15 protein-coding genes are annotated in these 17,152 nt (G+C 72.7%); 8 read left to right on the forward strand and 7 right to left on the reverse strand.

Annotation, left to right across the window (positions count from 1 at the left end; genetic code table 11):
* The first annotated feature begins 48 nt into the window (after positions 1-48).
* The 5 genes from treS (at position 49) to HPC71_RS14785 (ending at position 7,745) form a co-directional block, all read left to right on the forward strand.
* Entirely contained in the window at positions 49-1,773 is a 1,725-nt protein-coding gene (gene treS / locus HPC71_RS14765) for a maltose alpha-D-glucosyltransferase (RefSeq protein ID WP_154613298.1), read from the forward strand.
* Entirely contained in the window at positions 1,770-3,215 is a 1,446-nt protein-coding gene (locus HPC71_RS14770) for a maltokinase N-terminal cap-like domain-containing protein (protein WP_154613122.1), read from the forward strand. Before treS ends, HPC71_RS14770 begins: the two co-directional genes overlap by 4 nt.
* Positions 3,212-5,482: a 1,4-alpha-glucan branching protein GlgB gene (gene glgB, locus HPC71_RS14775; RefSeq protein ID WP_154614961.1), complete on the forward strand. Its 2,271-nt coding sequence runs from the start codon at positions 3,212-3,214 to the stop codon at positions 5,480-5,482. Before HPC71_RS14770 ends, glgB begins: the two co-directional genes overlap by 4 nt.
* Before the next feature lie 85 nt (positions 5,483-5,567).
* Positions 5,568-6,851: an acetamidase/formamidase family protein gene (locus HPC71_RS14780; RefSeq protein WP_154614960.1), complete on the forward strand. Its 1,284-nt coding sequence runs from the start codon at positions 5,568-5,570 to the stop codon at positions 6,849-6,851.
* Positions 6,852-6,986: 135 nt separating this feature from the next.
* Positions 6,987-7,745, forward strand: coding sequence for an NUDIX hydrolase (locus HPC71_RS14785; protein WP_171896857.1), 759 nt, complete (start codon positions 6,987-6,989; stop codon positions 7,743-7,745).
* A 10-nt stretch (positions 7,746-7,755) separates the two neighbouring features.
* Here HPC71_RS14785 and HPC71_RS14790 read toward each other — a convergent pair whose 3' ends face one another.
* On the reverse strand, positions 7,756-8,673 hold the full coding sequence (locus tag HPC71_RS14790) for an EamA family transporter (RefSeq protein WP_171896858.1): 918 nt from the start codon (positions 8,671-8,673) through the stop codon (positions 7,756-7,758).
* A 73-nt stretch (positions 8,674-8,746) separates the two neighbouring features.
* Between HPC71_RS14790 and HPC71_RS14795 the strand changes: the two genes are divergently transcribed.
* Positions 8,747-9,634, forward strand: coding sequence for a LysR family transcriptional regulator (locus HPC71_RS14795; RefSeq protein WP_154614958.1), 888 nt, complete (start codon positions 8,747-8,749; stop codon positions 9,632-9,634).
* 202 nt (positions 9,635-9,836) lie between these two features.
* Here the strand turns inward: HPC71_RS14795 and HPC71_RS14800 are convergent, their stop codons facing one another.
* From HPC71_RS14800 to HPC71_RS14820, 6 genes are all read right to left on the reverse strand, one after another.
* Positions 9,837-10,829: a tetratricopeptide repeat protein gene (locus HPC71_RS14800; RefSeq protein WP_154613127.1), complete on the reverse strand. Its 993-nt coding sequence runs from the start codon at positions 10,827-10,829 to the stop codon at positions 9,837-9,839.
* Positions 10,830-10,839: 10 nt separating this feature from the next.
* Complete coding sequence (locus HPC71_RS14805) at positions 10,840-12,066, reverse strand: acetyl-CoA hydrolase/transferase family protein (protein ID WP_154613128.1); 1,227 nt, start codon at positions 12,064-12,066, stop codon at positions 10,840-10,842.
* A gap of 16 nt (positions 12,067-12,082) precedes the next feature.
* Positions 12,083-12,604, reverse strand: a complete 522-nt coding sequence (locus HPC71_RS14810) for a PH domain-containing protein (RefSeq protein ID WP_253943726.1) — start codon at positions 12,602-12,604, stop codon at positions 12,083-12,085.
* Between the two features lie 8 nt (positions 12,605-12,612).
* Positions 12,613-12,774 (reverse strand): hypothetical protein, encoded by a 162-nt coding sequence (locus tag HPC71_RS21105; RefSeq protein WP_230084268.1) that lies wholly within the window; start codon positions 12,772-12,774, stop codon positions 12,613-12,615.
* Between the two features lie 123 nt (positions 12,775-12,897).
* The gene (gene meaB, locus HPC71_RS14815) at positions 12,898-13,863 is read right to left on the reverse strand and encodes a methylmalonyl Co-A mutase-associated GTPase MeaB (protein WP_171896859.1); all 966 of its coding nucleotides are present in this window, start codon (positions 13,861-13,863) and stop codon (positions 12,898-12,900) included.
* Complete coding sequence (locus tag HPC71_RS14820; protein ID WP_154613130.1) at positions 13,863-15,053, reverse strand: acetyl-CoA C-acetyltransferase; 1,191 nt, start codon at positions 15,051-15,053, stop codon at positions 13,863-13,865. The genes meaB and HPC71_RS14820 overlap by 1 nt, the downstream gene beginning before the upstream one ends.
* Before the next feature lie 164 nt (positions 15,054-15,217).
* Between HPC71_RS14820 and mce the strand changes: the two genes are divergently transcribed.
* On the forward strand, positions 15,218-15,688 hold the full coding sequence (mce, locus tag HPC71_RS14825) for a methylmalonyl-CoA epimerase (RefSeq protein ID WP_154613131.1): 471 nt from the start codon (positions 15,218-15,220) through the stop codon (positions 15,686-15,688).
* Positions 15,689-15,806: 118 nt separating this feature from the next.
* Complete coding sequence (gene ccrA, locus HPC71_RS14830) at positions 15,807-17,147, forward strand: crotonyl-CoA carboxylase/reductase (protein ID WP_171896860.1); 1,341 nt, start codon at positions 15,807-15,809, stop codon at positions 17,145-17,147.
* The last annotated feature ends 5 nt before the right edge of the window (positions 17,148-17,152 follow it).

The raw sequence follows: 17,152 nt of genomic DNA on the forward strand, positions 1-17,152 counted from the left end.
AGCACGACGCCGGAGCACACCGACCAGCCCGAGCAGCACCTGAGCCCGATGGGCCAGGCGCCCGAGGGCGACCCGTTCCCCGACGACACCGCCCGCCAGCCCGACTGGTTCAAGACGGCGGTCTTCTACGAGGTGCTGGTCCGCTCCTTCCGCGACTCCAACGGCGACGGCACCGGCGACTTCCAGGGCCTGATCGAGAAGCTCGACTACCTGGAGTGGCTCGGGGTCGACTGCCTGTGGATCCCGCCGTTCTTCACCTCGCCGCTGCGCGACGGCGGGTACGACGTGGCCGACTACACCAACATCCTCCCCGAGATCGGCACGGTGGAGGACTTCCACCAGTTCCTCGACGAGGCCCACCAGCGCGGCATCCGCGTGATCATCGACTTCGTCATGAACCACACCAGCGACCAGCACCCGTGGTTCCAGGCCAGCCGGGAGGACCCCGACGGCCCCTACGGCGACTTCTACGTCTGGTCGGACTCCGATGAGCTCTACCAAGAGGCGCGGATCATCTTCGTCGACACCGAGCCGTCGAACTGGACCTGGGACCCGGTGCGCCAGCAGTACTACTGGCACCGGTTCTTCGCCCACCAGCCCGACCTGAACTTCGACAACCCGAAGGTCCACGACGCGATCCTCGAAGCGATCGCGTTCTGGTTCGACATGGGCCTCGACGGCTTCCGCCTCGACGCCGTGCCCTACCTCTACGAGCGGCCGGGCACCAACGGCGAGAACCTCCCCGAGACCCACGAGTTCCTCCGCAAGGTCCGCCGCTACGTCGATGAGAAGTACCCCGGCAAGGTGCTGCTCGCCGAGGCCAACCAGTGGCCCGCGGACGTCGTGGACTACTTCGGCGACTTCGAGTCCGGTGGCGACGAGTGCCACATGTGCTTCCACTTCCCGGTGATGCCGCGCATCTTCATGGCGGTCCGCCGCGAGTCGCGCTTCCCCATCTCCGAGATCCTCGAGCAGACGCCGCCGATCCCGCACGGCTGCCAGTGGGGCATCTTCCTGCGCAACCACGACGAGCTGACCCTCGAGATGGTCACCGACGAGGACCGCGACTACATGTGGAGCGAGTACGCCAAGGACCCGCGGATGAAGGCCAACATCGGCATCCGCCGCCGCCTGGCGCCCCTGCTCGACAACGACATCAACCAGATCGAGCTGTTCACCGCGCTGCTGCTCTCCCTGCCCGGCTCCCCCGTCCTCTACTACGGCGACGAGATCGGCATGGGCGACAACATCTGGCTCGGTGACCGCGACGGCGTCCGCACGCCGATGCAGTGGACCCCGGACCGCAACGCCGGCTTCTCCTCCGCGACGCCGGGCAAGCTGCACCTGCCCGCCATCCAGGACCCGGTCTACGGCTACCAGTCGGTCAACGTCGAGGCGCAGATGGAGAACTCCTCCTCGCTGCTGCACTGGACCCGCCGGATGATCCACGCCCGCCGGCACCACCCGGCCTTCGGCCTCGGCTCGTTCGGCGACCTCGGTGGCTCGAACCCCTCGGTGCTCTCCTACGTCCGCGAGCACGCCCAGGACGGCGAGGACGACATCATCTTGTGCGTCAACAACCTCTCGCGCTTCCCCCAGCCGGTCGAGCTGGACCTGCGGCGCTTCGAGGGCATGGTCCCGGTCGAGCTCCTGGGCGGCGTGCCGTTCCCGGCGATCGGCGAGCTTCCGTACCTGCTGACGATGAGTGGCTACGGCTTCTACTGGTTCCGCCTGACCAGGCCGGAGAACGCCGAAGAAGGGCAGCTGCTATGAGCGAGAACCCGCTGGACCGGCCCACCGTCGACCACCTCGACCCGCAGGTCTTCGTCGACTACCTCGAGAAGACCCGCTGGTTCGGGGGCAAGGGACGACCCTTCGAGGTCACCGGCGTCCGCCGCATCGGGCAGGTGCCCGGCTGCGTCGACGTCGGCCCCACCGTCGCCGACCACCTCGTCGAGCTCACCTACCGCGACGCCGAGGGCGGCCGCGAGACCTATCAGGTCCCGCTGGTGCTCTACACCGAGGCGGAGAGCCGGCTCGACCACGCCTTCATCGGCTGGTGGGAGGAGCCGGACCTCGGCTGGGTCCACGCCTACGACGCGCTGCACGACCGCGAGGCGATGGCCTGCTGGCTGCGCTCCTTCGTCGCGGCGAGCGACTCCCCCGTCGCCGGGGCCACCGGGCTCACCTTCCACCGCCTGCCCGGGCACGACCTCGACCCCGAGGGCGTCGCCTCGCTGTTCACCGGGGAGCAGTCCAACTCCTCGGTGCTCTTCGGCGAGGACTCGATCATGAAGCTGTTCCGCAAGGTGACCGCGGGCCCCAACCCCGACATCACCGTGCACGACGCGCTGACCCGGGCCGGCTCCACCGACATCGCCGCGCTCTACGGCTGGATGACCTGGACCGACCACGCGGGCGAGGAGTACCACCTCGCGATGCTCCAGCAGTTCCTGCGCACCGCCACCGACGGCTGGGACCTCGCACTGGCCAGCGTGCGCGACCTCTTCGCCGAGGCCGACCTCCACGCCCACGAGGTCGGCGGCGACTTCGCCGGCGAGTCCGAGCGGCTCGGCTGGACCCTGCGCGACGTCCACGCCCTGCTGCGCGAGCACTTCGGGGTGGAGCGGCGCGGCCCCGAGGCCGCCCGGGCGCTGGCCGACGGCATGCGCGCGCGGCTCGACGCGGCGCTCGAGGTGGTGCCCGAGCTCGCCCCGCACGCCGACGCGCTCCGCGCGACGTACGACGCGGTCGCGGCCCTCGACGGGGTCGACGTCCAGCACGTCCACGGCGACCTCCACCTCGGCCAGACCCTGCGCACCGCCAAGGGCTGGAAGATCGTCGACTTCGAGGGCGAGCCGGCCAAGCCGCTCGCCGAGCGGCTCGAGCTCGACAGCCCGTGGCGCGACGTCGCGGGGATGCTGCGCTCCTTCGACTACGCGCCCCGCGTGGTGGAGAAGCAGAGCGTCGACCTCAGTGAGGACGACGCCGAGGCCGCCGCCCAGCTGGCCTACCGGGCCGAGGAGTGGGCCCACCGCAACCGCAACCACTTCCTGACGGCGTACGCCGACGGAGAGCCGACCGCGGACGAGCAGGTCCTGCTGGCGGCGTACGTCGCCGACAAGGCCGTCTACGAGACCGTCTACGAGACCCGCAACCGGCCCGGCTGGGTGTCCATCCCGCTCGAGGCCGTCGCACGGATCGGAGCCGCATGACCACGCCCCGCAGCACCCCCTCCACCGGCAGCCCGGCCGGCACCTCGACCGGCACCTCGACCGGCACCCCCTCGGTCCGGCCGGTCGCCCGCGAGCAGCTCGACCTGATCCTCACCGGTGGCCACGGCGACCCGCACAGCGTGCTCGGCGCCCACCCGCACGAGGGCGGCGTGACCGTCCGCGTGCTCAAGCCGCTGGCCTCCAGCGTCGCGGTGACCGGCGCCTGGGGCGAGACCCGCCTCGAGCACGAGTACGAGGGCTTCTGGGTCGGCGTCCTGCCCGTCGCCGAGGTGCCCGACTACCGGGTGACGGTCGCCTACGACGGCGAGCCGGTCGAGGTCGACGACCCCTACCGCTTCCTGCCCACCCTCGGCGAGGTCGACCTCCACCTGATCAACGAGGGCCGCCACGAGCAGCTGTGGACCGTGCTCGGCGCGCGGGTCCAGCACTACCCCGGCATCGGGATCGAGCAGACCGTGTCGGGCACGTCCTTCGCGGTGTGGGCCCCCTCGGCCCGCGGCGTCCGGCTCAAGGGTTCCTTCAACAGCTGGGACGGCCGCGAGCACCCGATGCGCCAGCTCGGCAGCTCGGGGGTCTGGGAGCTGTTCGTGCCCGGGCTCGGCACCGGCACGGCCTACAAGTACGGCATCCTCGGCCAGGACGGCGAGTGGCGGGAGAAGGCCGACCCGATGGCCGCGTGGGCCGAGCGGCCCCCGGCCACCTCGTCCCTGGTGTACGAGTCCACCTACGAGTGGGGCGACGACGCCTGGATGGCCGAGCGGCCCGCCAGGCAGCCGGTCGCCGAGGCGATGTCGGTCTACGAGATGCACCTCGCCTCGTGGAAGAAGCACCCCGACGGCCGCTTCTGGTCGTGGGCGGAGCTGGCCGAGGACCTGCCGGCGTACCTCGCCGACCTCGGCTTCACCCACGTCGAGCTGATGCCGGTCATGCAGCACCCGTTCGGCGGCTCGTGGGGCTACCACGTGACGTCGTACTTCGCGCCGGACTCCCGCTTCGGCGACCCCGACGGCTTCAAGCTGCTCGTCGACCGGCTCCACCAGGCCGGCATCGGCGTCATCCTGGACTGGGTGCCGGGCCACTTCGCCACCGACGAGTGGGCGCTGGCCCGCTTCGACGGCACCCCGCTCTACGAGGACCCCAACCCCCAGCGCGGGTGGCACAAGGAGTGGGGCTCCCACATCTTCAACTTCGGGCGCAACGAGGTGCGCAACTTCCTCTACGCCAACGCGATCTACTGGCTCGAGGAGTTCCACGCCGACGGCCTGCGCGTCGACGGCGTCGCCTCGATGCTCTACCTCGACTACTCCCGCGAGGAGGGCGAGTGGACGCCGAACAAGCACGGCGGCCGCGAGAACCTCGAGGCGGTGCAGTTCCTCCAGGAGATGAACGCCACCGTCTACAAGCGGGTCCCCGGCATCGTCACGGTCGCGGAGGAGTCCACCTCCTGGCCCGGCGTCACCCGCCCGACCAGCGCCGACGGCCTCGGCTTCGGCTTCAAGTGGAACATGGGCTGGATGCACGACTCCCTCGACTACGTCGCGCACGAGCCGGTCCACCGCGCGTACCACCACGGCGAGATGACCTTCTCCCTCGTCTACGCCTGGTCGGAGAACTACGTGCTGCCGATCAGCCACGACGAGGTCGTGCACGGCAAGGGCTCGCTGCTGCGCAAGATGCCCGGCGACCGGTGGCAGCAGCTGGCGAACCTCCGCGCCTACCTCGGCTTCATGTGGGCCCACCCGGGCAAGCAGCTGCTGTTCATGGGCGCCGAGCTCGGCCAGGAGTCGGAGTGGGCGGAGTCCCGCGAGCTCGACTGGTGGCTGCTGGACCACCCCGAGCACCGCGGCGTGCACGCGCTGGTCCGCGACCTCAACCGGGTCTACACCGGCTCGCCCGCACTGTGGGCCGCCGACCACGACCCCGCCGGGTTCCAGTGGATCGACGCCAACGACGCCGGCCACAACACCTTCTCCTTCGTACGCCGCGTGCCCGACGGGGCCGCGACGCCGGAGCTGGTCTGCGTCGCGAACTTCGCCGCCGTTCCCCACGAGGGCTACCGGCTCGGCCTGCCCGCCGAGGGGGTGTGGGAGGAGGTGCTCAACACCGACGCCGAGACCTACACCGGCTCCGGGGTCGGCAACATGGGCGCGATCACCGCGGTCGCCGGCGAGCACCTCGGCCTGCCCGCCCACGCCGACATCGTGGTGCCGCCGCTCGCGACGGTCTGGTTCCGCCGCCGGGCCTGAGCTCTGCTGCGTCAAGGCTCAGCCGTAACGCGACGGCAACGCAGGACGCCGCTGGCGTCAACGTGGCGGGTGTGGGGTGCCCCGCATGGACACCACACCCGCCACGCCCGCCGCCACCGACCTCTCCCGTGCCCTCGCCCGGCGCGCCGTGCTGCGGGCGACCGCCGCCGGCGCGATCGGCAGCGGCGCCGCGCTCGCCGCCGGCGCCGGCACCCCGGCGTACGCCGCCCCCAGCAGCCGGGGCGTCACCATCCTCCAGCCCGGGCAGGGCAAGACCCGGGGCCGCTACGTCCGTTCCCGCGCCGACGAGGTCTGGTGGGGGCACCTGCCCAACCGCACCGCGAAGCCCGTCGCCGTCGTCGACTCCGGGACGGTCGTCACCATCGACACGATCTCCCACGAGGGGCTGCTCGAGGACCAGGGCAAGGACCCGCGGCAGTACTTCGAGACCTTCGGCGTCCCCGAGAAGCACGTGCTGCGCGACGCCGTCGCCGTCGCCGCCCGCGCCGAGCACGCCGGCCCCGGGCCGCACGTGGTCACCGGGCCGATCGCGGTGCGCGGCGCCGAGCCGGGTGACGTGCTCAAGGTCGACGTGCTCGCGCTGCCGCTGCGCGTCCCCTACGGCGTGATCTCCAACCGGCACGGCAAGGGCGCGCTGCCGGGCACCTACCCCGAGCAGTTCGTCGAGGACCCCGCCAACGCGCGGTACGTCAACGAGGGCGGCAACATCAGCGTCTTCGCCTCGGTCCGCCGCTCCGCCAAGCACGGACTGCGCGCGAAGCTGCCCGGCCCGGTGCCCGTCGGGTTCGGGCTGGCGCCGTTCCTGGGCCTGATGGGCGTCGCGCGCGACACCGACGCGATGGTCGACTCGGTGCCGCCGACGTACGCCGGCGGCAACCTCGACATCAACGACCTCGTCGTCGGCTCGACGCTCTACCTGCCGGTGCAGGTGGCGGGCGCGCTGTTCTTCACCGGCGACCCGCACATGGCGCAGGGCGACGGCGAGGTCGCGCTGACCGCGATGGAGGGCTCGCTGCGCGCGACGCTGCGGCTCTCAGTCATCAAGGCCGGCAGCCGGAAGGTGCCGAGGATCGCCTTCGACCAGCCCTTCGCCGAGACCCCCGACTTCTGGCTGCCGATCGGGCTCTCCGACGGCGACGGCCCCGAGGGCGGCGGCAACGAGACCAGCCTGGACCTGGCGATGAAGGACGCCGTGCGCCAGGCGCTCGCCTTCCTGGTCGAGGAGAAGGGGATGCCGGGGCCGGTGGCCTACGCCTACCTCTCGGCCGCCACCGACTTCCAGGTCTCCCAGGTCGTCGACCGCACCACCGGCATCCACGCGCTCATCCGCAAGGCCGACTTCGCCTGAGCCGCCCGGGCCGACCGGGCCGCCCGGGGCACCCGGGCTGCCCGGGCGGGGTCCCGGGCGGGGTCCCGGGCGGAGTCCCGGGCGGGGTCGGCGGGGGTCGGCCGGTGATCACCGGCCGACCCCTAGGGTGAACCCGTGACCGACCAGCCGACCACCTGGGCCACCGTCGCGGAGGGCGTCGCGCGGATCTCCTGGCTCCCCGGCGAGCCCGTCGACGTCGTACGTCGCGAGGTGGCCGAGGCCCTGATCACCCACGCCCGGGTCGAGGCCCTGGTCGACCCCGCCGACGAGGGCGGCCAGCGCACCGCCACCTGGTCGGGCATGCGCCGCGAGGGGGTCATGCGGGGCGTGACCGTCGACGGGACGCCGGTCGACCGGATCGTCTACGCCCGCCTGGCCACCGACGTGCCGACCTCGGAGCCCGAGGGCTTCCGGGCGCTGCTCAACTCCTTCCTCCCCCGCAAGCGCGCGATCGGCCAGATGCTGGTGCGCGACCGCGAGGGCCGGGTGCTGCTGTGCCAGCTGACCTACAAGCAGGACTGGGACCTCCCGGGCGGCGTCGTCGAGGTCGGCGAGTCGCCGCAGACGGCCGTCGAGCGCGAGGTCGAGGAGGAGCTCGGCCTCCGGATCTCCACCGGTTCCCTGCTGCTCACCGACTGGCTGCCGCCGTGGAGCGGCTGGGACGACGCGCTGTGCCTGGTCTTCGACGGCGGCGTCCACGACGCCTCGCTCACCGACCGGATCGTCAAGCAGGTCCGCGAGATCCGCTCCGCGGAGTTCCGCACCCTCGAGGAGGCCGACCAGCTCTGCGCGGACTTCACCGCCCGCCGGGTGCGCGCCGCGATGGCCAACCTCGGCGGCGGTCCGGCCTACACCGAGTCCGGGCGCGGCTGAGGCGCCTCCTTCATCGCCTCGTGCTGCTGAGGGTGCGCCCCGGCGCACGCTGGGCATCACGAGGCGGGGTCGGGCGACGCCGCGGCCGGAGCGCGACCAGCGCCCCGAGGACGAGCAGCGCGCCGCCGGCACCCTCGGCCACGTTGGGCACCTGCCCGAGCAGCAGCCAGGCCGAGACCGTCGCGACGACCGGGGCGAGCAGCACCCACGGGACCACGGCCGCCGACGGGTTGCGGGCGAGCAGCGTGTTGAACACGCCGTACCCCACGAGCGAGGCGAGCCCCGCGGTGTAGCCGGTGGAGACGACCGCCTCCCAGCCGAAGGCGGCGAGCCCGTCGGCCACGGCGGCCGGGCCGTCGACCAGCAGCGAGAGCGCCAGCAGCGGCACCGGCACGACGAGCGCGGACCACACGGTCAGGCCCAGGCCGCCCGGGGCGCCGGAAGCGCGGGAGACGACGTTGCCGGTGCCCCACGACAGCGCGCCGAGCAGGCAGAGGGCGAGCGCGGTGAGCGGTACGTGACCGCCTCGGCCGACCGCGACGACGACCAGGCCGAGGGTGCCCACCAGCACGCCGGCCGCCTGGGCGGCGGTGGGGCGCTCGCGAAGCACCGCGGTGGCGATCACGACCGTGAAGACGACCTGCGCCTGGAGCACCAGGGCGGCGAGCCCCGGCGGGAGGCCGGCGGCCATGGCGACGTACAGGAAGCCGAACTGGCCCAGCGACATCGTCGCGCCGACCAGCGCCAGGGTGCGCCAGGGCACCTGCGGGCGGCGGACGAGGAACACCGCGGGCACCAGGACGACGAGGAACCGGATCGCGCAGAACAGCAGCGGCGGGACCTCGCCCATCCCCCAGTAGATGACGATGAAGTTGAAGCCCCACACCGAGGCGACCAGGGCGGCCAGGAGGCTGTCACGGCGGTTCACGGGACCCAGCCTGCGGCCGACGATCCTGAAGCACCAGCGATGCTTTGCACCGATGACTGTGTACGGTCGCTTCATGATCGACCTCGCCGCCCTCACCTCGCTGCGGGCCGTCGCGGCGCACGGCTCGGTCGTCGCTGCGGCCGACGCGCTGGGGTTCACCCCCAGCGCGGTCTCCCAGCAGGTCAAGCGGCTCGAGCGGCAGACCGGCGTGCCGCTGCTGGAGCGGGTCGGCCGCGGCGTGGTGCTGTCCCGGCACGGCCATCACCTCGTGGAGGCCGGCGGTCGGGTGCTGGCCGACCTCGAGGAGCTCGAGGCCCGGCTGCACCGCGAGGCCGGCGCCGTCGCCGGGCGGCTGCGGATGACGGCCTTCTCGACCGCCGTGCGCGGCCTGGTCGCGCCGCGGCTGCGGCTGCTCCTCAACGAGCACCCCGACCTGAGCGTGACGCTGCACGAGTGCGAGCCCTGGGACACCGTCGACCTGGTGTCCTCGGGCCAGGCCGACCTGGGCGTGGCCCACCGCTGGGGCGACGTACCCCTCGTGGTCCCCGACCACCTGGTGGCGACGACGATCGCCACCGACGTCGCCGACGTGATCGTCCACCGCGACCACCCCCTCGCCGGCCGGGACCTGCTCACCCCCCGCGACCTCCTCGAGGAGGACTGGGTCGCGACCCCCGAGGGCACGATCTGCCGCCAGTGGCTGCACCGGATGTACGACGGCACCGGCCGGCTGCCGCGCATCGCGCACCAGTCGATGGAGTTCGACTCCCACCTCGCCCTGGTCCGCGCCCGCCTCGGCATCGCCCTGGTCCCCCGGCTCGGCCGTCAGCCGCTCGGCCCGGACCTCGTCGCCGTCCCGGCCGCCGAGCCGGTCCCCACGCGCGACGTGGTCGCCCTGCACCGGCGGAGCATGACCGACTCCCCCGCCGTCGCCGCCCTCCTCGCCGCGCTCCGGGACTGACCGGCCGCGGCGTGCACCGGAGTCCGGCCGCGGCTGATCCCTCCCCGGCAGCGTGGCCCCAGCGCGCGATCGCCGGGATAGTCCGACACGCACGCGCCCTTGCGGGATAGTCCGACACGCACGCGCCCTTGCGGACGGGATCCAGGGCGCAGGTGTGGCGGACTATCCCGCCGGGGGCGGGGTCAGCCGAGGTGGAGGACCCTCAGAACAGCGCGGACGCGAGCGCCTGGCGGCCGCGGATCACACGCGGGTCGTCGTTGCCGACGGCGGCGAACAGACCGAGCAGGTGCTCGCGAGCCGCGTTGCGCTCGTCGCCGGAGCTGCGTCGTACCAGGTCGACGAGCCGGGTGAAGGCGTCCTCGACGTGGCCGCCGAGCATGTCGAGGTCGGCGACCATCGTCTGCGCCTCGACGTCGTCGGGGTTCGCGGCCGCGGCGGCCCGGGCCGCGTTGAGGTCGACGCCCTGGGTGCGCTGGAGCACCTTGGCCATCGCGAGACCGGCGGCGGCCTCGGCGTCGGCGGGGTTGGCGTCGACGAGCTTCTGGTACTCAGCGACCGCGCGGTCGATGTCGCCCTCGCCGAGCGCGTCCTGCGCGGCGGCGTACCGCGGGTCGACCTGCGGCTCGGCGTCGTCGTCGGGCGCGGCCGCGGCGTGCAGCGGCTGGTGCCGGCCGGTCATGCCCTGCGCGGTCAGCTGCTGGATCACCTGGGTGAGCGCGGTGCGCAGCTCCTCGATCGGGAGCGCGTCCTGCAGGAGCGGCGCCGGCCGGCCGTCGAGCACGGCGATGACGAGCGGGATCGAGGGGATCTGCATCGCCTGGGCGATCTGCGGCGCGGCGTCGATGTCGACGAGGCCGGCGAGGAAGCGCCCCTCGAACTCCGCCGAGACGGTCGCGAGGTCGTCGGCGAGCTGGCCGCTCTCGGGCATCCGGGTCCGGGAGTAGAAGACGAGCAGCACCGGCGCGGTCATCGAGGCCTCGATGACGCTCTGGAAGTTCTGCTCGGTCACGCTCACGGCGTACGACGACCCGCCGACCGGACCGCCCGCCGCGCCACCTCCCTGACCGCCGACCGGGCCCCCGGGTGCCGCGCCCGCGGGCGGCGGCGCACCCGGCCCGGAGGGTGCGGCGGGGGCGGGTCGCTTCAACGCCGAGAGGTCGATGGCACCGGGGCGCGAGAACGGCTGCTGCGTCATGGCCGCAATCCTAGAGAGGAGCCGCCAGTCCGAGCTCGACCGCCTCCTCGCGGAGCTCCTCGCGGACGCTGGGGTGCGCGGCGTGCTCGATCAGCTGCCGCGCCTGCTCGCGCTGGTCGTGCCCGAAGACCTCCGCGACGCCCTGCTCGGTGATCACCGCGCTCATCTGGAAGGAGGTCACCGGCTCATCGACCAGCGGCACGATCGTGGAGACGTCGGCCTTGGGGTGCCAGGAGCGCAGCGCGATCAGCGCCTGCCCGCCGGGGCTGTGCAGCGCGCCGACGATGAAGTCGGTCTGACCGCCGAAACCGGAGTGGATGCGCGCCTGGATCCGCGAGGCGTTCGCCTGCCCGAACAGGTCGACCTGGAGCGCGGTGTTGACGCTGACCATCGCCGGGTTCCGGGCGATCCGGCCGGGGTCGTTGGTGGTCTCGGTCCGCGCCATGTGGATGCGCTCGTTGCCGTCGACCCACTCGATGAGCTCCTCGGAGCCGAAGAGGAACGACGCGGTCACCGGCACGTCGGGGTCCAGCGCGCCGGCCCGCTCGAGGGCGAGCACGGAGTCGGAGAACATCTCGGTCCAGATGCGCAGCCCGCGCCGCCCGGACAGGCCGAGCATGGTCGCGTCCGGGACCGCCCCGATCCCGGCCTGGAGCGTGGCGCCGTCGGCGACCCGGTCGGCGACGAGGGCCCCGATCCGCGCGGACGCCTCGTCGACGGGCACCACCTTCGCGTACGCGAGCGGCTCGTCGGCCTCGACCATGACGTCGACCAGGCTCGTGTCGAGCTCGGCGTCGCCGAAGGTCCACGGCAGGTGCCGGTTGACCTGGGCGATCACGACGCCGCCGCGGGCCCGCACGGCCTCGACGGCAGACGGGAGCACGTTGACCTCGGTGCCGAGCGAGACCTTCCCGCCGCGCGGCGGGGTCGTGTGCAGGAGGACGGCGTCGGGCGGCATCACCCCGCCGAAGAGGGTCGGCACCAGGGAGAGCCGCGAGGGGACGTAGCTCAGCCGCGGGCTGCGCCGCTGGCCGGGGCCGACGAAGGAGGTCTCCAGGGTCACCCCGTCGCGGTCGGGCAGCCCGGGTTGTCCGTTGAGCGCCCACAGCCGGTACGCCGGCAGGGCGGCGTCGAGCAGGCGCAACGTGTGCCACGGGGTGGCGTGGTTGCCGCTGACGACGACGCGGGGGTTCTCCGGGAGGCTGCGCAGGGCGGTCGTGAGGTCCACGGGCCCCATCCCAGCAGATGCGCGGTCAGCCCACGCGCGGGCCTCGCAGACCCGAGCGCTGGACCACGCGCTGGATGGCGAGGTCGCGCTGCACCGGCCTGCCGACGTACCGGATGTCGCGCAGGCCCTGCTCCTGGGCGGCGGACTCGAAGCAGAAGTGCCCGAAGCCGAAGATCCGCCCGTGCAGCGGCCGGACGACGGTGATGTCGAGGATGCGGTGCAGCGGCATCGTGGCCATCTTGGTGGTGAGCACCCCGTGGACCCGGAAGACGCGCATGTTGGTGATCACGAACCGGTCGCGGTGCTCGCGCAGCGCGCCCCAGCCCGCGTGCAGGGCCAGGCCGAGCGCCAGCAGCAGCGCGAGCCCGGCGAGGTCGATGTGGATCACGGGCACCCACGCCAGCACCGCGACGGCAGCCAGCACCTCCAGCATCGGCACCGTGTAGGCCGCCCAGTGGTGGCGCACCTCGTCGACGATCACCTCGCCCTCCTCGCGCAGGAGGTGGCGACCGATGTCGGGTCCCCCGAGCGGACGTGGCTGCTGCACCGCGGGCCTCAGAGCTCGCCGACGAAGGTGATCACCGCGTCGAAGAGGTCTCCGGTCCAGCTCACCACCTGGCCGCCCACCGCGGCCCCGGCGTCGGCGAGACCGCTCGGGTCGGTGAACATCCAGAAGCCGAGGAAGACGACCACCAGGACCAGCACCAGCTTCTGCATCACGCTTCCTCATCCAACGACGGAGTCACGACATGGCTCGGGCGGATCATCCCGGAGCCGACGCCCCGGACGCCGGAGGCGCGCCGGTCCAGACCTCCTGGCCGGGTTCGGCGGGTGGACGGCTCAGGCCCGGACCTGCTCCAGCAGCCGGTCGGCAGCCGCCCACGGGTCGGTCTCCCCCGCCGCGACGGCGGCCGCGAGCTCGTCGAGGCCGGCGTGGCCCCCGATGTCGCCCCAGGTACGCCGCAGGGCGGCCAGGGCGATCGCCTCGACCTCCGCGCGGGCCCGGCGGGCGCGCCGGCGGCCGAGCTCGCCGGTCTCCTGGAGCCAGGCGTGGTGGCGGTCGATCTCCGCGACCAGCTCCGCCAGGCCCTGGCCGGCCTGGGCGACGGTCGCGAGGATCGGCGGGGTCCAGCCGTCGTCGGGGCGATCGGCGAGCGCGATCATCGACCGCAGGTCGCGCCGCACCTGGTCGGCCCCGTCGCGGTCGGCCTTGTTGACGACGTACACGTCCCCGACCTCGAGGATGCCGGCCTTGGCGGCCTGGATCCCGTCGCCCATCCCGGGCGCGAGGAGCACCAGCGTGGTGTCGGCGAGTCCGGCGACCTCGACCTCGCTCTGCCCGACCCCGACGGTCTCGACGACCACGACGTCGCAGCCGGCGGCGTCGAGGACGCGGACCGCCTGCGGGGTCGACCAGGCCAGCCCGCCGAGGTGGCCGCGGGAGGCCATCGAGCGGATGTAGACGTCCGGGTCGCCGGCGTGGTCCTGCATCCGGATCCGGTCACCGAGCAGGGCCCCGCCGGAGAACGGCGAGGACGGGTCGACGGCGAGGACGCCGACCCGCTTGCCCCGGGCGCGCAGCTCGCGGACGAGCGCGTTGGTCGTCGTGGACTTCCCGACGCCCGGGGCGCCGGTGAGGCCGAGGACCTGGGCGCGGCCGGTGTGCGGCGCGAGCGCGGCGGTGACCTCGCGCAGCCGCGGGGACTCGTCCTCGACGAGGGAGATCAGCCGGGCGACGGCCCGGGCCTCGCCGGCGCGTGCGCGCTCGACGAGGCCCGGGACGTCCGCCTCCGTGCGAGGAGGCACTACTTCTTCGGGACCCGCACGATCAGGGCGTCGCCCTGACCGCCGCCGCCGCACAGGGCGGCCGCGCCGACGCCGCCGCCGCGGCGCTGGAGCTCCAGCGCGAGGTGCAGCACGACGCGGGTGCCGGACATGCCGACGGGGTGGCCCAGCGCGATCGCGCCGCCGTTGACGTTGACCTTGGCGTCGTCGAGGCCGAGCTCGCGCGCCGAGGAGATCCCGACCGCGGCGAAGGCCTCGTTGAACTCCACCAGGTCGAGGTCGGTCGGGCTGATGCCCTCCTTCTCGCAGGCCTTCGCGGTGGCGGCGGCCGGCTGCAGCTGCAGGGTCGAGTCGGGGCCGGCGACCTGGCCGTGCGCGCCGATCTCGGCGAGCCACTCCAGGCCGAGCTCCTCGGCCTTGGCCTTGCTCATCACGACGACCGCGGCGGCGCCGTCGGAGATCTGCGAGGAGGAGCCCGCGGTGATCGTGCCCTCCTTGGAGAACGCGGCGCGCAGCTTGCCGAGGGACTCGGCCGAGGTCTCGCCGCGGACGCCCTCGTCGGTGGAGACGACGACCGGGTCGCCCTTGCGCTGCGGGATCGAGACCGGCACGACCTCCTCGTCGAAGACGCCGTTCTTCCAGGCGGCCGCCGCCTTCTGGTGCGACTGCGCGGCGAACTCGTCCTGCTCCGCGCGGGTCAGGTTGGCGCTCGCCGCGTTGCACTCCTCGGTGAGCAGGCCCATCGCCTGGGAGGTGAACTGGTCGAAGAGGGCGTCGTAGGCCATCGAGTCCACGAGCTTGGCGTCGCCGAACTTGATCCCCTCGCGGGACTTCGGCAGGAAGTGCGGGGCGTTGGTCATCGACTCCATGCCGCCGGCGACGATGATCTCGGCCTCGCCGGCGCGGATCAGCTGGTCGGCCAGCGCGATGGCATTGAGGCCCGAGAGGCACACCTTGTTGATGGTGATCGAGGGGACGCTCATCGGGATGCCGCCGTTGACCGCCGCGAGGCGGGCCGGGTTCTGGCCGGCGCCGGCCAGGATGACCTGCCCCATGATCACGTACTCGACCTGGTCGCCGGAGACGCCGGCCTTCTCCAGCGCGCCCTTGATGGCGTGCCCTCCGAGGTCGGAGGCCGAGAGGTCCTTGAGGCCCCCGGACAGACGGCCGATCGGGGTGCGCGCACCCGCGACGATGACGGTTCCGGACATGGTGCTCCTCCAGCGTGGGGACGGCGGACGCGGCGGTGCAGCGCCCGTTTCGTCGGACACTACCCACGCGTAGGAACGCCCGGTAGAGCGCAGCGGAGAGGGCCGCGTGAGGCGCTCGTCACAAGGGGTCGCGGGGCCTGGTGGCCTCGGCGACCATGACCGTCATGACGGACACGACCGCAGCCACCAGCCCGCTCGAGATCCCCGAGCACCTCTTCACCGCCATCGACCACGTCGGCATCGCCGTGCGCGACCTCGACGAGGCCATCGCCTTCTACGAGGGCACCTTCGGCATGCGCCTGGCCCACCAGGAGACCAACGAGGAGCAGGGCGTGCGGGAGGCGATGATGGCCGTCGGCGACTCCGGCTCCCACATCCAGCTCCTCGCCCCGCTCGACGAGAGCTCCACGATCGCGAAGTTCCTCGACCGCTCGGGCCCGGGCGTGCAGCAGATGGCCTACCGGGTCACCGACGTGGAGGCCGTGAGCGCGATCCTGCGTGAGCGCGGCGTCCGCCTGCTGTACGACGCCCCGCGCCGCGGCACCTCGGACTCGCGGATCAACTTCATCCACCCCAAGGACGCCGGCGGCGTGCTCGTCGAGCTGGTCGAGCCGGCCGCGGACCCCGCCCACTGAGCAGTCCCCGACCCCGGGGCTGAGACGTCGCTCACTCACCCCTAGGCGGCGAGGTTACCGATCGGTATCTTCGCCGCACCCGTCCGCAGCCCCGCCCTTCCCTGAGGAGACCGCACCCGTGCAGAACATCCTGGACGCCATCCTCGCCGGCGACACCGCCAGCGAGGACTTCGCGAACCTGCAGCTGCCCGAGTCCTACCGCGCCGCGACGGTGCACAAGGACGAGGTCGACATGTTCGAGGGTCTCGCCTCGCGCGACAAGGACCCCCGCAAGTCCCTGCACGTCGAGGAGGTCGCCCTCCCCGAGCTCGGCCCCGGCGAGGCCCTCGTGGCCGTCATGGCCTCGGCGATCAACTACAACACCGTGTGGACCTCGATCTTCGAGCCGGTCTCCACCTTCGGGTTCCTCGAGCGCTACGGCCGGCTCTCCGAGCTCACCAAGCGCCACGACCTGCCCTACCACGTGGTCGGCTCCGACCTCTCCGGCGTCGTGCTGGCGACCGGACCCGGCGTGACGAAGTGGAAGCCGGGCACCGAGGTGGTCGCCCACTGCCTCTCCGTCGAGCTCGAGGAGCCCGACGGCCACGACGACACGATGCTCGACCCGCAGCAGCGGATCTGGGGCTTCGAGACCAACTTCGGCGGTCTCGCGGACGTCGCGCTGGTCAAGTCCAACCAGCTGATGCCCAAGCCGGCGCACCTGACCTGGGAGGAGGCCGCCTCCCCCGGCCTGGTGAACTCCACGGCGTACCGCCAGCTGGTCTCGAAGAACGGCGGCGCGATGAAGCAGGGCGACAACGTCCTCATCTGGGGCGCCTCGGGCGGCCTGGGCGGCTTCGCGACGCAGTACGCCCTCAACGGCGGCGCGACCCCGGTCTGCGTCGTCTCCTCCGAGGACAAGGCCGAGATCTGCCGCAAGATGGGCGCCGAGCTGGTCATCAACCGCAACGAGGAGGACTACCGCTTCTGGAACGAGGAGGGGACCGCCCAGGACCCCAAGGAGTGGAAGCGCTTCGGCTCCAAGATCCGTGAGCTCACGGGCGGTGAGGACATCGACATCGTCTTCGAGCACCCGGGCCGGGAGACCTTCGGCGCGAGCGTCTACGTCACCCGCAAGGGCGGCACCATCACCACCTGCGCCTCGACCTCGGGCTACATGCACGAGTACGACAACCGCTACCTGTGGATGAACCTCAAGCGGATCATCTCCAGCCACTTCGCGAACTACCGCGAGTCGTGGGAGGCGAACCGGCTCATCGCCCAGGGCAAGATCCACCCGACCGTCTCGCGCTCCTACCCGCTCGAGGAGGTCGGCCAGGCCGCGCTCGACGTGCACCACAACAAGCACCAGGGCAAGGTCGGCGTCCTGTGCCTCGCGCCCGAGGAGGGCCTCGGCGTCCGCGACACCGAGATGCGGGCCAAGCACGAGACCGCGATCAACCGCTTCCGCGGCGTCTGAGGACG

It is taken from the genome of Nocardioides marmotae (assembly GCF_013177455.1).
In the GTDB taxonomy this organism is placed as follows: domain Bacteria; phylum Actinomycetota; class Actinomycetes; order Propionibacteriales; family Nocardioidaceae; genus Nocardioides; species Nocardioides marmotae.

Excerpts from the sequence above, each read along its gene's own strand:
- HPC71_RS14820 (WP_154613130.1), bottom strand. The coding sequence starts at position 15,053 with ATGTCCGGAACCGTCATCGTCGCGGGTGCGCGCACCCCGATCGGCCGT.
- treS (WP_154613298.1), top strand. The coding sequence starts at position 49 with ATGGGCCAGGCGCCCGAGGGCGACCCGTTCCCCGACGACACCGCCCGC.
- HPC71_RS14780 (WP_154614960.1), top strand. The coding sequence starts at position 5,568 with ATGGACACCACACCCGCCACGCCCGCCGCCACCGACCTCTCCCGTGCC.
- HPC71_RS14770 (WP_154613122.1), top strand. The coding sequence starts at position 1,770 with ATGAGCGAGAACCCGCTGGACCGGCCCACCGTCGACCACCTCGACCCG.
- mce (WP_154613131.1), top strand. The coding sequence starts at position 15,218 with ATGACGGACACGACCGCAGCCACCAGCCCGCTCGAGATCCCCGAGCAC.
- HPC71_RS14805 (WP_154613128.1), bottom strand. The coding sequence starts at position 12,066 with ATGGGGCCCGTGGACCTCACGACCGCCCTGCGCAGCCTCCCGGAGAAC.
- HPC71_RS21105 (WP_230084268.1), bottom strand. The coding sequence starts at position 12,774 with ATGCAGAAGCTGGTGCTGGTCCTGGTGGTCGTCTTCCTCGGCTTCTGG.
- HPC71_RS14795 (WP_154614958.1), top strand. The coding sequence starts at position 8,747 with ATGATCGACCTCGCCGCCCTCACCTCGCTGCGGGCCGTCGCGGCGCAC.
- HPC71_RS14800 (WP_154613127.1), bottom strand. The coding sequence starts at position 10,829 with ATGACGCAGCAGCCGTTCTCGCGCCCCGGTGCCATCGACCTCTCGGCG.
- glgB (WP_154614961.1), top strand. The coding sequence starts at position 3,212 with ATGACCACGCCCCGCAGCACCCCCTCCACCGGCAGCCCGGCCGGCACC.